This window comes from Kitasatospora sp. NPDC086791 (assembly GCF_040685975.1).
In the GTDB taxonomy this organism is placed as follows: domain Bacteria; phylum Actinomycetota; class Actinomycetes; order Streptomycetales; family Streptomycetaceae; genus Kitasatospora.
In genome coordinates, this window is sequence record NZ_JBFBOC010000010.1 from 205632 (window position 1) to 227001 (window position 21370).

General features: G+C 73.2%; 13 protein-coding genes. 10 read left to right on the forward strand and 3 right to left on the reverse strand.

Features of this window, described 5'->3' with window-relative positions:
* The first annotated feature begins 290 nt into the window (after positions 1–290).
* On the forward strand, positions 291–4367 hold the full coding sequence (locus AB0Q99_RS16990; protein ID WP_363572422.1) for a ricin-type beta-trefoil lectin domain protein: 4077 nt from the start codon (positions 291–293) through the stop codon (positions 4365–4367).
* A 359-nt stretch (positions 4368–4726) separates the two neighbouring features.
* Entirely contained in the window at positions 4727–8680 is a 3954-nt protein-coding gene (locus AB0Q99_RS16995; RefSeq protein ID WP_363572424.1) for a beta-N-acetylglucosaminidase domain-containing protein, read from the forward strand.
* A 163-nt stretch (positions 8681–8843) separates the two neighbouring features.
* Here AB0Q99_RS16995 and AB0Q99_RS17000 read toward each other — a convergent pair whose 3' ends face one another.
* Complete coding sequence (locus AB0Q99_RS17000) at positions 8844–9488, reverse strand: HNH endonuclease (protein ID WP_363572426.1); 645 nt, start codon at positions 9486–9488, stop codon at positions 8844–8846.
* A gap of 491 nt (positions 9489–9979) precedes the next feature.
* On the opposite strand from AB0Q99_RS17000, the gene AB0Q99_RS17005 reads away from it, so the two are divergent.
* From AB0Q99_RS17005 to AB0Q99_RS17040, 8 genes are all read left to right on the forward strand, one after another.
* Positions 9980–11164 (forward strand): mechanosensitive ion channel family protein, encoded by a 1185-nt coding sequence (locus tag AB0Q99_RS17005; protein WP_363572428.1) that lies wholly within the window; start codon positions 9980–9982, stop codon positions 11162–11164.
* Positions 11165–11442: 278 nt separating this feature from the next.
* Positions 11443–12633, forward strand: a complete 1191-nt coding sequence (locus tag AB0Q99_RS17010) for an ROK family transcriptional regulator (protein ID WP_363572430.1) — start codon at positions 11443–11445, stop codon at positions 12631–12633.
* A gap of 145 nt (positions 12634–12778) precedes the next feature.
* Positions 12779–14134 (forward strand): ABC transporter substrate-binding protein, encoded by a 1356-nt coding sequence (locus AB0Q99_RS17015; RefSeq protein ID WP_363572432.1) that lies wholly within the window; start codon positions 12779–12781, stop codon positions 14132–14134.
* Positions 14135–14161: 27 nt separating this feature from the next.
* Positions 14162–15178: a sugar ABC transporter permease gene (locus tag AB0Q99_RS17020; RefSeq protein WP_363572434.1), complete on the forward strand. Its 1017-nt coding sequence runs from the start codon at positions 14162–14164 to the stop codon at positions 15176–15178.
* Positions 15179–15199: 21 nt separating this feature from the next.
* On the forward strand, positions 15200–16135 hold the full coding sequence (locus tag AB0Q99_RS17025) for a carbohydrate ABC transporter permease (RefSeq protein WP_363572436.1): 936 nt from the start codon (positions 15200–15202) through the stop codon (positions 16133–16135).
* On the forward strand, positions 16135–17448 hold the full coding sequence (locus AB0Q99_RS17030) for a 6-phospho-beta-glucosidase (protein ID WP_363572438.1): 1314 nt from the start codon (positions 16135–16137) through the stop codon (positions 17446–17448). Before AB0Q99_RS17025 ends, AB0Q99_RS17030 begins: the two co-directional genes overlap by 1 nt.
* Before the next feature lie 144 nt (positions 17449–17592).
* Positions 17593–18612, forward strand: coding sequence for a BadF/BadG/BcrA/BcrD ATPase family protein (locus AB0Q99_RS17035; protein WP_363572440.1), 1020 nt, complete (start codon positions 17593–17595; stop codon positions 18610–18612).
* A 125-nt stretch (positions 18613–18737) separates the two neighbouring features.
* Positions 18738–19394, forward strand: coding sequence for a hypothetical protein (locus tag AB0Q99_RS17040; protein WP_363572442.1), 657 nt, complete (start codon positions 18738–18740; stop codon positions 19392–19394).
* A gap of 52 nt (positions 19395–19446) precedes the next feature.
* On the opposite strand, the gene AB0Q99_RS17045 is transcribed toward AB0Q99_RS17040, so the two are convergent.
* A complete protein-coding gene (locus tag AB0Q99_RS17045; protein WP_363572444.1) occupies positions 19447–20106 on the reverse strand; it encodes a response regulator transcription factor in 660 nt (219 codons plus the stop codon).
* Complete coding sequence (locus AB0Q99_RS17050; protein ID WP_363572446.1) at positions 20103–21281, reverse strand: histidine kinase; 1179 nt, start codon at positions 21279–21281, stop codon at positions 20103–20105. Before AB0Q99_RS17050 ends, AB0Q99_RS17045 begins: the two co-directional genes overlap by 4 nt.
* Positions 21282–21370: the final 89 nt, after the last annotated feature.

Here is a 21370-nt window from a genome sequence, read left to right on the forward strand (position 1 = left end):
CATCTCCTCCAACTCCCTCACGGAGCAAGAGAATTCGGACATTCGGCGCGGCTCTCCTCCCACTCGCCTGCACGGCCGTCCTCTCTCTCGGCGCCGGTCTGCTCGGGGTGCCCGGTGTCGCGGCGGCGGCATCCGCCGACCGCAACCACGGCCCGGCCGACACCTCCTGGCCCACGCCTCCGCCGCCTCCGGCCAAGGGGCAGTCCGATACCCGCACGGCGCAGATCGCGGCGATACGCACCGCACAGGCGAAGGCGAAGAGCGCCGGAAAGCCCGTCGTCGTCGATGCGTTGACCACGGGGAGCAGCCAGACCACCGCCAACCCGAACGGCACGCTGACCAGCGACTCCTCGCCCGTGGCGGAACGGGTCAAGAACGCCGACGGCACCTGGCGCGCCGTGGACGCGACCCTCCGTGCCAACGCCGACGGCACGGTCGCACCGGCCGCCGTCCCGTCCGCGCTCACGTTCTCGGGCGGGGGCAGCGGCCCGCTGGCCACCATGACGACGGCGGACGGCAAGAAGCTGTCGGTCAAGGCACCGTTCACCCTGCCGAAGCCCGAACTCACCGGTAGCAGCGCGCTCTACCGCTCCGTCCTGCCGGATGTCGACCTGGAGCTGAGCGCCACCTCCGCGGGCGGATGGCGGCAGGTGCTGATCGTCCGCACCGCGCAGGCGGCCGCCGATCCGAAGATCAAGAAGCTGCACCTCGACACCGCCACCGACGGGCTGATCGTCAAGGCGGACGCCAACGGCAACCTGACGGCCGAGGACGCCGCCGGCAAGGCCCGCTTCACCGCTCCGGCGCCGCTGATGTGGGACTCCACCACGGCGGGCGCCCCCGCTGCGGCGGCTCAGCCCGAGGCGGCCAAGTCCGCGGCAGCACCGGCGGCGGACGGCGGCACGACCGCGGTCGGATCCGACAGCAAAGCTCCCGGCCCCGGCGCCCGGACCGCACCCATCGCCACGACCGTCAGCGGCGGCGGCATCGACCTGGTGCCGGACGCCTCGGTCCTCGCGCAGGGCACCGGCCCCTGGTACCTCGACCCGGGCTGGAACCCCAGCGCCGACAACGGCACCCAGGCCTGGGCCCAGGTGCAGTCGGCCTACCCCGAGACCCCGGAGTACAACGGCACCCAGTACGGCCAGGACAAGCCGGGATCCGGCTACTGCGGCTACATCGACACCAACAACCGCTGTGTGAAGGAAGGCAAGGAGCGCGCTTACTTCCAGGTCGGCCTGAACACGGTGTTCTGGGACTCGGCCGTGCTGAGCGCCAAGCTCTACGCCACCGTCGCCGAGTCGTCCAGCCCCTCGACGCCCACACCGATGGGCCTCTACTCGACCGGTTCGGGCAACAACAACCCGATCAACCAGTGGACGCGCTGGAACGCCCAGCCCTGCCCGCAGCTCTCGAACTGCGCCAAGGTCGGCCTGAACCGGATCCAGGGGGCGGGCGGCAAGGAGTTCGACGTCCTCGCCCAGATGACCCAGGCGGCGAGCGAGCACTGGGGCGGGTGGACCTTCATGTTCGCCCCCGACGACGAGTCCAACAAGTACTACCACCAGCGGTTCGACAAGAGCCCGCACATCGTCGTCACCTATGACTTCGCACCCTCCATCGGCAGCCCCGCCACCAGTCCGACCCCCGGTTTCGCCCGTGACGCCGCGTACAGCCCGTGCCAGACCCCGGGGACCGGCAACCCGTGGGACAACCCTGGCTGGGTCGGGATCAACACCGACATCAACCTGAGCGTCGACACCTGGTCGCCGACCGGAGAGCAGCTCTGGACCACGTTCAAGATCTGGGACGACGACGACAACGGTTCCTCGAAGACCTCCGACACCAACTGGGCGGCGAGTTCCGGTCGCAGGAACGTGAGCGTCGGTTCGTTGATCGACGGACACCAGTACGGCTGGTACGCCGTCACCGAGGACGGCACGCTCCGCAGCGGGAACTCCCCGATGTGCTTCCTGCGCATCGACCGCACCCCGCCGACCGCCCGGATCACCTCGACGGACTTCCCCGAGTCGGGCACCCTCGGCGGGCACCCGAAGCTCGTCGGCCAGGAGGGCGTCTTCACCCTGACCGGCACCGATCCGGCCCCGGCCGGCGGCGGCCGCTCCTCCGGCCTGGCCTGCGCCCGGTGGACCACGGACCCCGTCCAGGCCGCGGCCACCGGATGGAACTGCACCGACGGCGGAAACGTCGTCAAGATGAACGGTGACGGCAGCTTCCAGCTGAACTACACGCCCTGGCACTGGGGGACCAACTTCCTCTACCTGCAGACCCAGGACAACGCCGGCAACATGTCGCAGCCGGTCGCGTACACCTACTTCGTGCCGGGCAACCCCGCCGCCGGCGACCCGGTCATGGGCGACATCGACGGCGACCGGAAGGGCGACGTCCTCCTGCCGGACGGCACCGGCTCCCTGCGCCTGGTGGGAGCGAACGCCGACCCGTACGCGGCTCCGAACACCAAGCCCGCCTCGGCGCCCGGAGCGGCGGGCAACCAGGACTGGAGCACCGTCCAGATCACCCACCGGGGTTCGTTCACCGATCGGAACGTGGATGACCTGGTCGCACATGCTCCCGGCGCCGCCGAGTTGTACCTCTACTCCAATGACGACATCGCCGCCCACCTGGACGGCCGGGCCTCGATCCCCCTGGCGAAGTCGAGCCGTTGCGGGCTTCCCGACGGGACTCCGATCACGTGTTCGGACTACGGGAACGGTGGCGACTGGTCCTCGGTGACCCAGATCGCCGCGTTCGGATCACCCACGGGCGACACTCCCCGGAAGCCGGGGACAACCACGGCCGGTCTGCCGCGGTCATCGCTGCTCTACGTCGAGAAGGGCCGGCTCTGGCTCGCGCTGTCCTCGAACGTCGGGAGGCTCGACGGAGCGAACATCCTGCTCTCACAGGACCAGGCCTGGGACTACTACGACCTGATCACCCCTGGCCCGACCAAGGGCACGAACATCCCCACCGTCTGGGGCCGGTCAAAGGGCGACGGCACCATCCACGCCTACCAGTTGCTCAAGGGCAGCACCCCGGGGGCCTTCGACGCATCCGGCTTCGCCGACCCCACCAAGGGCTGGCTGGCCAACGGCGTCGACGCCAAGCTGTACCCGAAGGTCGGCTCCAGCGGCGACGTGACCGGCGACGGCGTCCCGGACCTGTGGGCCGTCGACACCGACAACCAGCTGGTCGCCTGGGCCGGCGTCGGCACCAAGGCGCCCGACGTCACCAGCGGCCCGACGGTGACCGGCTTGGAGGCGAGCCCGGTCGCGCTCGGCAGCCTCGACCACCCGATCGGCAACTGGCTGGCCGCGCCCGACGGCGGCAACACCGTCGGCGACGGGCAGAAGCGCACCGGCGGTACGGCCTCGGGCGTCGGCTGGGTCGGGGACACCGTGGACGGCCGGGCCGTCACCGTGGGCGCCTTCAGCCCCGGCGCGGGCTCGAACGTGACCATGTCCGGTCCGGTGGTCGACACCCGCAAGAGCTTCACCGTCTCCACCTGGGCCAAGGCGGGCCAGGGCGGCGGCGTGGTCGCCAGCCAGGAGACCGTCCACGGCAGCAACTTCATGCTCTACACCGACGGCCCCGGGCAGAACTGGAACTTCGCCCTGGCGTACGGGGACGACGACAACTGGTCGTACGACTTCACCCGCGTGGCGAACGCCAGTGCGCAGACCCGTCCCGGTGTCTGGACTCGGCTGACCGCCTCCTACAACGCGAACACGGGCCTGATGGCGCTGTACGTCGACGGCGTCCTCGCCGGGACCGCCGTCCACCGGGCGAGCACCAGCCCGCCGCCCTCGGGGCCGTTCGAACTCGGCCGCTACCGGTACCAGTCCAAGCCGAGCCCGAGCTTCGACGGCGGCATCAGCAGCACCGCCGTCTACCCCTTCGCGGTGGCGCCCACCGCGCCGGGCGCCACCGGCGTCGTCCGCTCGGCCGTCAACGGCGACATGTGCGTCGACGACACCGGCGCGGGCACCGCCGACGGCACCGCGATCCAGCTCTACGGCTGCCACGGCGGGCCCTCACAGCAGCTGTCGCTCGGCAACGACGGCACCCTCCGCGTCCTCGGCGGGTGCGTGGCGCCGCTGAACTCCGGCACCGGGAACGGCACTCCGCTGGAGTACCGCACCTGTGACGGCACCGCGGCGCAGACGTGGGTGCCGTTCGCGAACGACGTGCTGTACCACCCGGTCTCGGGCCGGTGCCTCGACCTTCCGGAGTGGAAGGCGACCAACGGCGCCCGGCTCGACCTGTGGGACTGCACCTACGGGGCGAACGAGCAGTGGGGCGTTCCGGCGCTGCGGACGGCCGTGCCGCCCGCTCCGCCGCGTTCCTGACACCCGCGCCCCGAGCAGGTGCCCGGGCCCGCTCCGTCGATCGGCGGGGCGGGCCCGGGGCTTTCGGGCGGCCGGCGGCCGGGCGGACGGGGCGGCGGTACGGGGTGGCTGTGATGACGGTCGTTCAGGGCATCCGTGGAATCGTCACGGAATCATCACGGACCGGCTCCGACCTGCGGTGGAGGGGTGTGGGCGGCGGTGTCCGGGGGGCTCGGGACGGGGGCGTCGGGGGGCTGATCGGATGGTCGGACATATGATCGAACTCGGCAAAACGGTCATAGCCGTCACCGGCGTTGACACCGGGTTGGGTAGCTGGTGGGGTGGCGGCGATGTGGTTCCGGCCTGGCGAGGAGGCTCCTGTGCAAGCCCGAGTGTCCGTCGCGGCCGGGCGGCGGCTGCGGTCGCAGTTGGAGCAGAGTCCGGCGTTGCGGGAGGTGCTGCAGCACCCGGCGGCGCTGGTGGCGCGGCGGGCCACCGCGCGGACGTGCCGTCAGTTGGCGCCGAGGACGGCGGACCGGCTGATCGCCGACCTCAAGGGGACCGAGCCGCTGTTGGCGTCGGTGCGCGCGGAGCGGGCGGCCGGGCGGCCGGGCCGGCGGGCGATGCAGATCGCGGCCGGAGTCGCGGCCGCGGCGGTGGTCGGCGGGCTGCTGGCCGGGCCGATGCCCTCGGCGGCGTACGCGGCGACGCCGGGGCCGGACGTGGTGAGCACCGCGCCGCAGACGCCGCTGGGGAGCGTGACCGACCCTCAGGTGTTCCCGCGGCCGCAGGAGCAGACGGTGGCGGGCAAGGCGGTCGTGGTGCCGACCGCCGTGACGCTGGTGACCTCGCCCAAGGCGGACATCGGCGCGGTGCTGGCCGTCCGCGAGGTGCTGACCGTCGCCGGCACCACCGACGTGACCCCGCAGCCGAACGGCGGGACGCCGGCGGCCGGCTCGCTCGTGGTGTACGTCGGCGGGCCCGCCGAGGGCGCCGACGGCGAGGTGGACCGGGTGCTGCGGCAGCTGACCGCCGCGGCCGGCGGCAAGGAGGGCACCGCGCCCTCGACCGCGAACCTGCCGGCCGGCGGGTACGTGCTGTCGGTCGGTCAACTGCCCGCCCAGGGCGGCGGGACCTACGGCGCCGTGGTGCTGGCGGGCGTGGACGCCACCGGGACCTTCTACGCCGCGCAGAGCCTGCGCCAGCTGCTGGCCGCCGTACCGGCCGGGCAGGGCCAGGCGGCGGGCGCGAACGGGCTCGGCCTGCCCGGGATCACGCTGCGGGACTGGCCGAGCGGCGCGCCGGTGCGCGGCACCGCCGAGGCGTTCTACGGCACCCCGTGGACCGCGCAGCAGCGGCTGGACCAGGTCGACTTCCTCGGCCGCTCGAAGCAGAACTTCTACCTCTACGCCCCCGGTGACGACCCGTACCGGCTCTCCCGCTGGCGCGACGCCTACCCGGCCGCGCAGGCGGACGAGCTGCGCGAGCTGGCCGGCCGGGCCCGGCGCGACCACGTCACGCTCGGCTACGCGATCGACCCCGGGCAGTCCCTCTGCTTCAGCTCCGGCAAGGACGTGGACGCGCTGGTGGCCAAGCTGGACGGGCTGCGCAAGATCGGCTTCACCGCCTTCCAGCTGCAGTTCCTGGACGTCAGCTACGACGAGTGGCACTGCGACGACGACCGCGACGAGTACGGCACCGGGCCCGCCGCGGCCGCCAAGGCGCAGGCCGAGCTGGTGAAGAAGGTGCAGGACCGGCTGATCGCCAGGAACCCGGGCCTGGCACCGCTGTCCGTCGTCCCGACCGAGTACCACCAGCAGGGCGCCACACCGTACCGCAAGGCGCTGGCCGCGGCGCTGCCGGAGGGCGTGCAGGTGGCCTGGAGCGGGGTCGGGGTGATCCCGGAGAAGATCACCGCCGCGCAGGCCTCCGACACCGCCGACCTGTACGGCCACCCGCTGCTCACCATGGACAACTACCCGGTCAACGACGCCAGCCCGGACCGGCTCTTCCTCGGCGCCTACACCGGGCGCGACCCGGGCGTGGCCACCCGCTCGGCGGTGATGCTGACCGGCGCGATGCAGCAGCCGGTGGCCTCCCGGATAGCCCTCGCCACGGCCGGCGACTTCGCCTGGAACCCGGTCGGCTACCAGCCGGACGAGTCCTGGCAGGCGGCCGTGCGCTCGCTGGCCGGGCCGACCGGCGCCGGTGCGACGCCCGCCGGGGCGGCCCTGCCCGCGGTCACCGCGCTGGCCGGCAACAGCATCTCCTCGCCGCTGTCCAAGCAGGAGTCCGGGTACCTGGCGCCGCTGCTCGACCGCTTCTGGGCCGTCGCCGAACCGACCTCCGGTGTGGCCCCCGACCTCGCCAAGCTGATCGAGGCCGCCGGCCCGCTGCGGGAGTCCTTCGCCGCGATGGCCACCGCCCAGCAGACCCTGGCCGGCACCCCGGCCACCGCCCAGCTGGCCGCCGAGGCCGCGCCCTGGCTGGGCCCGCTGCGCGACTACGGGCTGGCCGGGCAGGCCGCCCTGAACATGCTGCTGGCCCAGCACGGCGGCGACGGCGCGGCGGCCTGGAAGGCCCGGGTGGAGCTCAACCGGCTGCGCGAGCTGCTCGACCGGGCCCCGGCCACCATCGGCGCCGGGGTGCTCGGCCCCTTCCTCACGCGCGCCGTGCGGGCCGCCGACAACTGGGCGGGCGTGGTCAGCGGCGGGGTCACCCCGACCACCACCATGGGCACCGCGCAGGACCACCTGCCCGGGCTGATGGCCGACGGTGTGGCGGACACCTTCTACTGGAGCTCCGCTCCCCCGCAGCCCGGCGACGCGGTCGGCCTGGACCTCGGCGCGGGCCGGCCGGTCAGCGGCGTGACCGTGCTGATGGGCAGCTGGGGCAACGGCGCGGACGCCCGGACCGCCGTGGACGACTACATCCGCGACGGCGTGCTGGAGTACTCCACCGGCGCGGGCGGCTGGAAGCAGCTCGCCGTCGTCAAGAACCAGAAGACGGTCAGCGCCCAGCTCCCGCCGGGCACCGTCGTCCGGGCGGTGCGGCTGCGGGCCACCGCCGCGCAGAAGACCGCCGTCGCGGTGCGCGAGTTCACCGTCACCGCCCCGGACGAGGCCCCGGCGAGCGTCACCGGCGGGCCGGACGCGCTGCCCGGCTCCTCCGCCGCCGCCGTGCTGGACGGCAACCCGGACACCGCGTACCGGGCCGCCAAGTCCCCGACCGCGCAGGACGAGCCGCTCACCGTCGAGCTCGGCGCCGCCCGGCCGCTGGACCGGCTCACCGTGCTGACCGACCCGGGCGTGCGCGCCACCGCCACCGTCGCGGTGCGCCGCGCCGACGGCACCTGGGCGGACATCGGCACCGTGCAGCCCGGCTACAACGAGCTGCCGGCCGGCGGGCAGCTGGCCGACGCGTTCCGGATGACCTGGAAGCCCGGCGGCGACCCGCCGGTGGTCAACCAGGTGATCCCCTGGTACGCGGACGCCCCGGCGGCCCGGCTCAGCCTGTCCGACCCGGCCCTGGACGTGGTGACCGGCGCGCCCGCGCCCGCCCAGACCCGGGCCACCGTGGAGGCCGGACGCCCCGAGGGCACCACCGGCGAGCTGCGCGCCGAGGTGCCGGCCGCCGCCAAGGGCCTGACCGTGACCCCGGCCGGGCCGGTGACCGTGCCGCGCGGCGGCCGGGTGGGCGTGCCGCTGCTGGTCGGCGCCGCGCCGGGCACGCCGTCCGGGACGTACCAGGTGCCGGTGCAGTTCGTGGCCGGGACGACCACCGTCAAGCAGGTGCTCCAGGTGCACGTGGTGCCGCCGACCAGTGGCGCCGACCTGGCGCTCGGCGCCAAGGCCACCTCCTCGGGCGACGAGGCGGCGGGCTTCCCGGCCTCGGCGGTCACCGACGGCGATCCGAAGACCCGCTGGTCCTCGCCGGCCAAGGACGACGCCTGGGTGCGGCTGGAGCTGCCGCAGGCGACCCGGCTGGGCGCGGCGGTGCTGCACTGGCAGACCGCGTACGCCGCCTCGTACAAGATCCAGGTCTCGGCGGACGGGAACTCCTGGACCGACGCGGCGACGGTGGACAACGGCAAGGGCGGCGACGAGACGGTGCGCTTCGACGCGCCCGGCGTCCGGTTCGTCCGGGTCCAGGGCGTGGCGCGGGCGACCAAGTACGGCTACTCGCTGTGGGGGGTCGAGCTGTACGCGGTGACCCCGCCGGCCCAGCCGCAGCCCCCGGCCGGCCAGCCGGGGCAGCAGCCCGCGCAGCCGGTGCAGCCGGGCGGTGCGCCGGGCACGGTCGCGACCCCCGCACCGACGACGCCGAAGCCGTAGCGGGAACGGAAACGGGCACGGGCAGCCCAGCCCGTGGCCGTGGCCCTGCCGCGCCCGAGAGCGGACGCAACGCGGCGGGCCGCCGTGCTCCCCGGTGCGGGGGGCGCGGCGGCCCATGAGGCGCGTACCGGCGGTGTGCCGGGCCGGCCCTGTGTCGCTTCGGTCAGGCGGAGAGCGGTTCGGGCCGCTCGCCGCGGCGGACGGGGGTGGGGTGGGCGCCGTGCGCCCGGCCGATCGGGACCGAGTGGTTGGGCTCGGTATGGTCGTGGTGCTCGTACTCGCCCCACTGTGGGGCGCGCAGCTGGTCCCCACCGCCGTAGGGCTCCAGGTAGGGGCGCCAGCGCGGGTCCTTGATGCCGGTGCCGATGATCCGCCAGGCGAGTCCGCTGGGCGGTGCGGGTGGGCGCTTCATCCGCCACCCCAGTTCGGTGAGGTGGCGGTCGGCCTTGGTGTGGTTGCAGCGGCGGCAGGCGGCCACCACGTTGTCCCACCGGTGCTGGCCGCCCCGGCTGCGCGGGATGACGTGGTCGACGCTGGTGGCGGCGGCCCCGCAGTAGACGCAGCGGCCGTGGTCGCGGGCGAACAGCGCCCGGCGGGTGAGCGGGACGGGCCCGCAGAACGGGACCCGGACGAAGCGGGTCAGACGGACGACGGACGGCGCCGGAAGGGCGCTGGTGGCGCTGTGCAGAGTGACTCCCGAGTCCTCCAGGCTGACCGCCTTGTGGTTGAGGACCAGGATGAGTGCGCGGCGCATCGATACGACGCCGAGTGGCTCGTAGGACGCGTTGAGGACCAGGACATGCGGCACGGATGCCTCCTTGGACGCCTGCGGCGCGTGGCTCGCGCCGGGACGAGCGGTTGGATCGCACAACGAGTGCGCGATCTCCCCCAGTGTCGCCTTACGCCTTTGTACGGCGCCACCACTCCTGTGTAACCGACCTGACGTGAACTCCTGGTGTGGTCTCTGTCATAACCGGTATGCCCGGGGAAGGTCGGGTTGCACCCGGGTGCCGACCGGGCACCCTCCGGCGGCCCTCCCGGGGGACGACTCGGCCGGTCGGAGCAGTGTCAGGGCCAGGCGGAACGGCGTCCGGGACGGGGTGCGGGGGGAGCGCACCGGGGCGTTGACGGGGCGTCCGGACCGTTCCGTACGCCCTCGGGCGGCTTCCCGCGAGGCGGCGGACGGCCCCCGGCGTGTCCGGGCGGGTGTTCACCGGCGGATAGGCTGAGGCGCACGGTCCCCGGGCCGCTTGCCGGCGGTGCGGGTCCGACACGCAACCCTGCAAGGAAGGTCCGCACGTGTTCAGCTCCGGCGCCACCGGTCTGTCCGACGCGTCCTCGACGCCCGCCGCCCCGACGCCGGCTCCCAGCCCCACCGCGCAGCTGCCGAACCTGGACCTGCGGATCCCGACCAGCGCGCAGGAGGTCACGGACACCACCAAGCAGGCCGCCAGCTGGTTCGACACCCACTGGCAGGGCTGGCTGTCCTCGGGCCTGCGGATCGTCCTCATCGTGCTGCTGGCGCTGGTGCTGCGGGCGATGGTGCGCAAGCTGATCACCCAGCTGATAGGGCGGATGGCGCGCCTCCCGGAGCACCAGGAGGAGAGCCGGCTGGGCGGGCTGCTGGCCAACACCGGGGTGGTGAACCCGGAGCGGCGCCAGCAGCGCTCGGAGGCGATCGGCTCGGTGCTGCGCAGCGTGGCCTCCTTCACCATCCTGGGCACGGCGGCGCTGATGGTGCTCTCCGCGCTGGGGGTGAACCTGGCGCCGCTGCTGGCGAGCGCCGGTGTGGCCGGTGTGGCGATCGGTTTCGGCGCCCGCAACCTGGTCACCGACTTCCTCTCCGGGGTCTTCATGATCATGGAGGACCAGTACGGCGTCGGCGACGAGATCGACACCGGGGTCGCCACCGGCACGGTGCTGGAGGTCGGCCTGCGGGTGACCAAGCTGCGCGGCGCGAACGGCGAGATCTGGTACATCCGCAACGGCGAGGTGAAGCGGATCGCCAACATGAGCCAGGGCTGGGCGACCGCCTCGGTGGACGTGCAGATCGGGTACAAGGAGGACCTGCTGCGGGTCGAGGACCTGATCCTGCAGACCGCCGAGGAGCTGGCCAAGGAGGCGCCGTACGACGAGCTGGTCTGGGCGCCGGTGTCGATCCTGGGCGTGGAGTCGGTCGCGGCGGACTCGGTGATGGTCCGGGTCGAGGCCCGGACCGCGCCCGGCAAGGCGGCGGTGGTCTCCCGGGCGCTGCGGCAGCGGCTGAAGGTGGCCTTCGACCGGGCCGGGATCAAGGTCAAGGAGGAGGCCCTGACGGCCGCGGGTGCGGCGGCGGCCGCCGCGGCCGGGGCGGCGACCGGGGTGGTGATCGCGCCGGCACCGGCCCCCGCGGTGGAGCAGGCGGCGCCGTCCGCGCTGGCCGACCCGAACTCGGCCCGGTTCAAGGCGACGGAGCCGATCCCGGTACCGAAGCCGGAGCCGTAGGCCCCGCCCGCGCCCGCGGGCCGTCGGACCGCAGGCACCGGCACGGGCCTCGCGAACCGGACGAAAGCCCCGCTCCCACCGTCGTGGGGGCGGGGCTCCGCGTTGTCCGGTAACGCTTCGGCATCCTCCGTTCCACCGGCCATTGACACCCCGCTGACGTGGCCCTTACGGTCCTTCCCAAGCGACTGGAAAGTTTCCTAACAGTTCGCCCGGAGCCACCCCGGAGCCACCGGACGGCTTCCCGGACCGATGCAGCCGACAGGAGGAGGATCCCGGGCATGACGAAGAGCACCGCCAAGGCCCCCCTCGCCGGCACCCCGAGCCTCCTGCGGGCCATCAACGACCGCGCCGCCCTCGAACTCCTGCTGGAGAACGGCCCGCTCTCCCGCACCCAGATCGGGACCCTGACCGGGTTGTCCAAGCCCACCGCCTCCCAGCTGCTGGCCCGGCTGGAGTCGGCCGGGCTGGTCCTGCCGGTCGGCACCACGGCGGGTGGACCGGGGCCCAACGCGCAGCTCTACCAGGTGAATCCCGCCGCCGGGTACGTCGCCGGGCTGGACGTCACCAACAGCGGGATCCGGGTCGCCGTCGCCGACATCACCGGCACCACGCTGGCCGAGCACACCGTCACCACCAAGGGCGTGCCGGCCGCCGAGACCGTGCCCAGGGTCGCCGCCGCGGTCGCCGGGACGGTCCGGGCCGCCGGGATCGCCGAGGACGGTCTGCGCACCGTCGCGATCGGTCTCGGCGGCGCCCCCGACCCGGTCACCGGCAAGCTGCGCTACGCCTCCCACCTGCCCGGATGGCACTCGCCGCGGCTGGTCGAGGAGCTGTCGGAGGCGATCGGCGCGCCGGTGTCGATCGAGAACGACGTCAACCTGGCCGCGGTCGCCGAGCAGGCCTCCGGCGCGGCGGCGGGCTTCGAGGACTTCGTCCTGCTCTGGGCCGAGGCGGGCGTGGGCGCGGCGATCGTGATCGCCGGGCGGCTGCACCGCGGCTTCACCGGCGGGGCCGGGGAGGTCGGCTACATGCCGGTGCCCGACTCGCCGGTCGAGTGGGACTCCCGCCGTCGCAATTTCGGCGGGTACCAGGCCCTGGTCGGCGCACCGGCCGTCCGGGTGCTGGCCCGCGAGCACGGGCTCGGCGCGCCCACCGCGGAGGAGTCGATCGCCAAGGCCCTGGCCACCCCGGGAGCCGGCGACGCCTTCCTCGCCGAACTGGCCGGGCGGCTCGCCGTCGGGCTGACCGTGATCGTCGCCGTCGTCGACCCCCAGCTGGTGGTCCTCTCCGGCGCGGTGCCGAGCGCGGGCGGCGAACGGCTGCGCGCGCTCGTCGAGGACGAACTCGCCAGGCTCTCCATCGCCCGGCCGGAAGTGCGGAGCAGCGCCCTGTCCGGATCCCCGGTGCTGCTCGGCGCCCTGCAACGTGCCCTGTCGGACGCCCGCGAGGCGGTCTTCTCCACTCACTGACGCCACTCACCGACGCCACGCGCGCCGACGCGGCCGCCCCGCCGCTCCCACCCACAGACGCTCCCCCGCACCCGACTCTCCCCAACCCCCGAACGCGGGACCCGAGGCAACGACGCCTGCCCGCGCACTCCCAGGAGGACCCGAAGTGCACGCCACCACCTCCCGCCGAGGCCGCCGCACCATAGCCGCCGTCACCGGCACCGCCGTCCTGGCCCTGCTCGCCACCGCCTGCACCGGTTCCAGCGACTCGGGCGGCACCGACGACTCGGCCAGCGGCAAGGACGTCACCATCACCTTCTGGCACGGCTGGAGCCAGGACAACGAGACCAAGGCGATCAACGACAACATCGCCGCCTTCGAGAAGGCCCACCCCAACATCCACGTCAAGGCCGTGGGCAACATCCCGGACGACAAGGTCAACCAGGCCCTGCGGGCCGGCGGTGACGACGCGCCCGACGTGGTCTCCTCCTTCAGCACCAACAACGTCGGCATGTTCTGTTCGACCAAGGCCTTCATCGACCTCAACCCGCTGCTCCAGAAGAGCGGCATCGACGCGGCCAAGACCTTCCCGGCCGCGATGCTCAACTACACCCAGTTCCAGGGCAACCAGTGCTCGCTGCCGCTGCTCGGCGACGCGTACGGCCTGTACTACAACAAGAAGGCCTTCGCCGCCGCGGGCATCGCCAACCCGCCCAAGACCTTCAGCGAGTTCGCCGAGGACGCCGCCAAGCTGACCGTCACCGACGGCGACTCGTACAAGCAGCTCGGCTTCATGCCCCTCTACCACGGCTACGAGTCCACCACCGAGCACTTCCTCGGCCAGTACGGCCCCACCTACTTCGGCGCCGACGGCAAGTCGAACATCGCCGCCGACCCGAAGGTGGCCGCGATGCTCAGGTGGCAGAAGGGCCTGGTCGACCAGCTCGGCGGCTACGCCAAGCTGGACAAGTTCCGCTCGACCTTCGGCGAGGAGTTCAGCGCCAAGAACCCCTTCCACACCGGCCAGGTCGCGATGGCCATCGACGGCGAGTGGCGCACCGCCTCGCTCGCCGACAACAAGCCCGACTTCGAGTGGGCCACCGCCGCCTTCCCCGTCCCGGACGACCAGGCCGACACCTACGGCCGCGGCTACCAGACCGGCACCATCGTCGGCATCGCCAGCACCAGCAAGAAGCAGGCCGCCGCCTGGGAGTTCGTCAAGTACCTGACCACCGACACCGACGCGGTGGTCAGCTTCGCCAACGCGATCCACAACGTGCCCAGCACCTTCGCCGCGCTCGGCTCGCCCAAGCTGGTCAGCGACGACAACGTCAAGACCTTCCTGGACGTCGCCAAGAACGCCCACTCCGGCACCACCCCGCCGGCCGTCAACGGCAGCGGCTACATCGTCTCCCTGCAGAACCTGGGCTACGACTACGAGTCCGGCAAGCAGACCGACCTCCAGGCCGGCCTGGCCGCCACGGCCAAGCAGATCGACACCGACATCGCCCAGGCCAAGTAGGCCCGGGGAACGGCCCACGGAGCTCCCATGTCACTCGCGTTCGGCACCCGTAAGGGAAGCGGCGGCACGGCCGGCGCCGGACCGTCCGACCCGGCGGCGCCCTCCACGCAGCACCTGCTGCGCCGGAAGCGCCGCCGGGAGGCGGCCCGCACCCTCGCCTTCCTCTCGCCCTGGCTGATCGGGTTCAGCGTCTTCTTCGTCTACCCGCTGGTCTCCACCGCCTACTTCTCCTTCACCTCGTACAACGGCTTCGGCCGGCCGACCTTCAACGGCCTCAAGAACTGGGACTACGTCTTCAACCAGCTGCCAACCTTCTGGCAGGGCCTGGGCAACACCCTGTGGCTGGTCGTCGTCATGGTGAGCCTGCGGGTCGCCTTCGGCCTCGGTGTCGGGATGCTGATCACCAAGGTCAAGACCGGCACCGGCTTCTTCCGCACCGTCTTCTACCTGCCGTACCTGGCCCCGCCGGTGGCCGCGACCGTCGCCTTCGCCTTCCTGTTCAACCCCGGCACCGGCCCGGTCAACCACCTGCTCGGCGAGATCGGCCTGCCGCAGCCCGGCTGGTTCGCCGACCCGGACTGGTCCAAGCCCGCGCTCACCCTGCTCGCCATGTGGGGCGTCGGCGACCTGATGGTCATCTTCATGGCCTCGCTGCTGGACGTCCCCAAGGAGCAGTACGAGGCGGCGGAGCTGGACGGCGCCGGCCCGTTCCAGCGGTTCCGGTACGTCACCCTGCCGAACATCTCGCCGATCATCATGTTCGCGGTGGTCACCGGGGTGATCCAGACCATGCAGTACTACACCCAGGCGATCGTCGCCGGGAAGGTCGCCAGCGGCATCGCCGGCAACTCCGGCCAGCAGTTCGAGCCCGGGTACCCGAGCGGCTCCACCTGGACCCTGCCGCAGATGGTCTACAACCTGGGCTTCCAGCGCTTCAACTACGGCGCGGCCTGCGTCGTCGCCCTGGTGCTGTTCGCCATCTCGATGGCCGTCACCTCCATCCTGCTCCGCCGCAAGTCCGGCTTCATGGCGAGCGACGACTAGCGGGCCAGTGAGGAACTGATCATGACTCTCGGCAACACACTCTCCGAGGCGCCGGCCGCGACCGGCTCCGCCCGTCCCGCCCGCTCCGGACGCTCCGGCCGGCCCGGCAGCCCCGCCGAGCGGGCCGCCCGGCGCCGCGCGCTGCTCGACTGGGTGGCCGTCCACTCGCTGGCCATCGCCGCCGCGCTGTTCTTCCTGCTGCCCTTCGTCTTCGTCCTGCTCACCTCGCTGATGAACGACCAGCAGGCGCTCACCACCGACTACTGGCCGACCCACTGGGAGTGGGGCAACTACGGCAAGGTGTGGAACACCCCCGGTTTCCTCACCTGGTGGCGCAACACCCTGCTGTACGCCGCCGCCGGCACCCTGCTGACCGTCGTCTCCAGCCTCCCGGTCGCCTACGCGCTCGCCAAGTTCCGCTTCCGGGGCCGCAACCTGGCGCTGATGGCGGTCATCGCGATGATGATGCTGCCGCCGCAGGTCACCGTCATCCCGATGTACCTGTTCTGGTCCAAGCAGATGGGCCTGAGCGGCTCGCTCTGGCCGCTGATCATCCCGATGGCCTTCGGCGACGCGTTCTCCATCTTCCTGCTGCGCCAGTTCCTGATGACCATCCCCAAGGAGTACATCGAGGCCGCCCGGATCGACGGCTGCGGCGACCTGCGCACCCTGCTGCGGGTCGTCCTGCCGATGGCCAGGCCGGCCATCGCGGCGGTCGCGCTGTTCCAGTTCTTCTACTGCTGGAACGACTACTTCGGGCCGCAGATCTACGCCAGCAACAACCGCGAGGCCTGGACCCTCTCGTACGGGCTGGAGTCCTTCAAGGCCGCCCACCACACCAACTGGAACCTCACCATGGCCGCCACCCTGCTGGTGATGGCACCGGTGATCGTCCTCTTCTTCTTCGCTCAGAAGGCCTTCATCGAAGGCGTGACACTGACAGGGGTCAAGGGCTGATGTCCGCACCGAAGACGTCCGGAGCCGGCGCGCTCAAGCTGGCCATCGTGGGCGGTGGTTCGACGTACACCCCGGAGCTGATCGACGGCTTCGCCCGGCTGCGCGACACCCTGCCGATCGGCGAGCTGGTGCTGATCGACCCGGCCGCCGAGCGGCTGGAGCTGATCGGCGGGCTCGCCCGGCGGATCTTCGCCAAGCAGGGGCACACCGCGGCGGTCTCCGTGACCACCGACCTCGCGGCGGGCGTCGCGGACGCCGACGCCGTCCTGCTGCAGCTGCGCGTCGGCGGGCAGGCGGCCCGCAACCAGGACGAGACCTGGCCGCTGGAGTGCGGCTGCGTCGGGCAGGAGACCACCGGCGCCGGCGGGCTCGCCAAGGCGCTGCGCACCGTCCCGGTGGTGCTGGACATCGCCGAGCAGGTCCGCCGGGCCAACCCGGACGCCTGGATCGTCGACTTCACCAACCCGGTCGGCATCGTCACCCGGGCGCTGCAGACCGCCGGTCACAAGGCCGTCGGGCTGTGCAACGTCGCCATCGGCTTCCAGCGCAAGTTCGCCGCGCACCTCGGGGTGGACCCGGAGCTGGTCCGGCTGGACCACGTCGGGCTCAACCACCTCACCTGGGAGCGCGGGGTGACCCTGCTGGACGGGCCCGGCGCGTCCGGCGGGCGGGAGGTGCTGCCCGAACTGCTGCGGGACTTCGGCAAGGACATCGCCGCCGACCTGCACCTGCCGCAGCCTGTCATCGAGCGGCTCGGCGTCGTGCCGTCGTACTACCTGCGGTACTTCTACCAGCACGACGCGGTGGTCGCCGAACTGCGGGAGCAGGGCTCGCGGGCCGCCCAGGTCGCCGAGATCGAGCGGCAGCTCCTGGAGCTGTACGCCGACCCGGCCCTGGACACCAAGCCCGAGCTGCTCGGCAAGCGCGGCGGGGCCTTCTACTCGGAGGCCGCCGTCCAGCTGATCGCCGCACTGCTCGGGACCGGCGGCGGGACCTCCGTCCAGGTGGTCAACACCCGCAACGACGGCGTGCTGCCCTTCCTGCCGGACGACGCCGTCATCGAGGTGCCCGCCGAGGTCGATGCGGCCGGCGTGCGCCCGCTGCCGCAGCGCCCGCTGGAACCGCTGTACGCCGGCCTCGTCGCCGCCGTCACCGCCTACGAGCACCTCGCCCTCGACGCCGCCCTGCGCGGCGGGCGCGACCGGGTCTTCGACGCGCTGCTCGCCCACCCGCTGGTCGGCCAGATCGAACTCGCCGACGAGCTCACGGACCGGCTGCTCGCCCACAACCGCGAGCACCTCGCCTGGGCCTGACCCGGCCCGCGCCGGCCGGCCCGCGGCTCCTTCGGGGCCCGGGTCGGCCGGCGCGAGGAGACCGTCCACCCCCGGCCGGGCACCGGCCGGGCACCCCCGGCCGACGACTACCCGGCCGGGCCACGTACGAGCCGCGGGGACCCGATGACCCACCAGCCCGAACCACTTCTGCCCGGCGTACTCGCCATCGACGCGGGGAACTCCAAGACCGACGTCGCCCTGATCGGCGCCGACGGCACCATCCTCGGCACCGCCCGCGGCGGCGGCTTCGAACCCCAGAAGATCGGCGGCGCCGCAGCCGTCGCCGGCCTCGCCCCGCTCGTCCGGCAGGCCGCCGCCGAGGCCGGCCACCCGACCTGGAGCGGCGTGCTCACCAGCCACGTCAGCGCCTGCCTCGCCAACGCCGACCTGCCGGTCGAGGAGCAGGCGCTGCGCGACGCCCTCGAATCCCACCCCTGGGGCGCCAGCAACACCGTCGTCAACGACACCTTCGGCCTGCTGCGGGCCGGCACCGACGGCCCGCGCGGCGTCGCGGTCGTCTGCGGCGCCGGGATCAACTGCGTCGGCCTGCTGCCGGACGGCCGCACCGCCCGCTTCCCCGCCCTCGGCGAACTCACCGGCGACTGGGGCGGCGGCTCCGGCCTCGCCATCACCAGCATGTGGCACGCCGTCCGGGCGGAGGACGGCCGCGGCGGGCCGACCGCGCTCGCCCGCGCCATCGCCGAGCACTTCGGCCTGGCCAGCGCCGGCGCCGTCGCCGAGGCCGTCCACCTCCGGCACCTGCCGAGCACGCGGCTGCACGAGATCGTCCGGGTGCTGTTCGCGGTCGCGCGGGACGGGGACGCCGTCGCGCTGGAGCTGATCGACCGCCAGGCCGACGAGATCGTCCGGCTCGCGGTGGTCGCGCTGAAGCGCCTGGACCTGCTGGACTCCCCGACCCCGGTCGTGCTCGGCGGCGGCGTGCTCGCCTCCGAACAGCCGCTGCTGCTCGACAACCTGAAGGACCGTCTCACCCGGGCCGCGCCGCTGGCCGAGCCCCGGGTCGTCGTCGCGCCGCCGGTCCTGGGCGCGGCACTGCTCGGGCTCGACCACCTGGACGCGGGCGCGGAGGCACAGACGCGGCTGCGCGAGGCGTACGAGGGGCCGCGGCCGGTGGCGGCCTGACGCCGCCTCCACGACTTCCCTCCCCTGCCGGACCCGCACGTCCGGCGGGGGAGGGAACCACACTCCCGGTAGTTGTCGTATGACCTGAGTACCGACAACCGCCGCCGCCCGGGGAGACTGGTGCCATGGCCGTGCCCCGCAAGCTCCTCACCGCAGCCCTGCTGGTCTGCGGCACCAGCGCCGCCCTCAGCGGCTGCACCCCCGCCGAATCCCGCCCGACGGTCGCCGCCGCCTCCGCCGCGGCGGTCGCCGACGAGGCACCGGACGACTTCCTGGACGACTTCCTCCTGGACGAGGGCGACTACGTCCCGGAGGAGGATCAGGACCAGGAGGCGACGGAGGCCTACTCCCCCGCCGCCGGCCCGTCCGCAACGTCCGACCAGTCCGCAACGTCCGACCAGTCCGCGCCGTCCGACCCGGCACCGGACTGCACGGCCCCCGCCGAGGCCCCCGGCCACCAGGTCCTCGTCGTCGTCTCCGCCGGCCCCGCCGAGCTCACCGCCCAGCCCGCCCGCCACGACTGCGACCCGGCCCGCTACACGCCCACCGGCAGTCCCGTCCACTACGGCTTCGCGGCGGACGGCGTCACGGCCACCCTGGTCGACCGGCCGCACGGCGACCCGGCCCGGGCGGTACCGCTGGAGGCGCTGATCATCCACCTCAACGACTGCCTGGCGGAGCGGGACCCGGCGGATCCGTACGGGTGCCACGGGAACGCGTACGACGTGGTGCTGGACCAGCACGGGCTGATCAGCCGGATCGGCGAGGTCGCCGGGCCGTAGCGGCGGCGGGCCACGGACTTCGGGCTAAGGACTTCGGGCAAACGGACTTCGGCTATGGGCTGACCAGGCCGAACTCGTAGGCCTGGATGACCAGGTGGACCCGGTCACGGGCGTCGAGCTTGGCGAAGAGCCGGGCGACGTGGGCCTTGGCGGTGGCCACGCTGATGGTGAGCTCCTCGGCGATCTCGGCGTTGGACAGGCCGCGCCCGACCAGGGTGAGCACCTCGCGCTCGCGCTCGGTGACGCCCCCGGCGACGGCCCGCCGGGGCCGGTTCGCGGCGGCGTCCGGGCGGGCGGCGAACTCGCCGATCAGGCGGCGGGTGATGCCCGGGGCGATCAACGCGTCCCCCGCGGCGACGACCCGGACGCCGTCCAGGATGGTCTCCAGGGCGAGGTCCTTGACCAGGAAGCCGCTCGCACCGGCCCGCAGCGCGCCGTACACGTAGTCGTCGTCGTCGAAGGTGGTGAGGACGAGGACGTGGGTGGGCAGGTCGGGGTCGGCGGTGATCCGACGGGTCGCCTCGATGCCGTCCACGCCGGGCATCCGGATGTCCATCACGGCGACGTCGGGGCGCAGCCGGGCGACGAGTTCGACGGCTTCGGCGCCGTCGCCGGCCTCGCCGACCACCTCCAGGTCCGGTGCGTCGGCGATGAGCACGCGCAGACCGGTGCGGATGAGCGGCTGGTCGTCCACCAGGACGACACGGATCACGGTCCCACCTCCACGGGGATCGGCAGTCGGGCGGCGACCAGGAAGCCGCCGTCGGGGCGCGGGCCGGCGCTGAACTCGCCCTGCAGCAGGGCGACCCGCTCGCGCATGCCGGCGATGCCGTAGCCGGTGCCGGGGCCGGCCGCCGCCGGTCCGGCCCCCAGGTCGACGACGGCGACGGCGAGTTCGTGCGGCCGGTAGTCGACGGTGACGCGGCAGTCGCGGGTGCCGGAGTGCTTGACCACGTTGGTCACCGCCTCCTGGACGATCCGGAAGGCGGCGAGGTCGACGTCGGCGGGCAGCGCGCGCGGCTCGCCGCCGCGGGTCAGCGCGACCCGGACGCCGGCGCCCGCGCTCCGCTCCACCAGTCGGTCCAACTCGGCCAGTCCCGGGGAGACTTCGAGCGGAGCGGACTCCGGCTCGCCGGCCCGCAGGGCGCCGAGCATCCGGCGCAGGCCGGCCAGCGTCTCCCGGCTGGTGGCCTCGATGGCGTTCAGTGCGTTGCGGGTCTCGGCGGGCTGGGTGTCCATGACCCGGCTGCCCATGCCGGCCTGGATCGCGATGATGCCGATGTTGTGCGCGACCATGTCGTGCAACTCGCGGGCGATCCGCAGCCGTTCGGCGGTCACGGCCTGCTCGGTGGCGCGGCCGCGCAGGGCCTCGGTGTGGGCGCGGCCCTGGTGGACGGTGTTGCCGATCAGCCAGGCGATCAGGACCGTCCCGGCGAGGGCCCCGAAGGCCATCGGGTTGGCCGGGTAGCCGTTCCGGAGGCCCCAGGCCAGCATCCCCGCGGCCAGCGCGACCGGCATCGCCGCCGCGCACAGCGACACGGCGCGGGAACGGGTGGCCGCGGTGTGACCGACGACCGCGTCGGCGATCAGGAACTGCGCCACCGCCGTCTCCGGGACCCTCGTCATCCCCAGGGTGAAGAGGAATCCGGCCAGTGCCACGGCGATCGCGGCCAGCGGCAGCCGGACCAGCAGGGACGTGACCAGGGTGGTGACCACCGCGGTGACCAGCAGCGGCATGGACTCGATGTTGCCGTCGTACTCGAAGAGACAGCGCAGCTCGTCGTCGCGGGTGAACACCCGGAAGACGATCACGAGCGTCCAGAACGCCCCCACCCACACCCCGGCGGGCAGGCGCCGGAGCAGCGGCGGGCGGGCTTCGATGATCACGACGTGATGGTAGCCGCGGCCCGCGCGGGGGCACATCGGCCCGGGGGCGTAATCCCCGGGGCCAGTGCGGCGGTCCGCGGTTGTGGCCC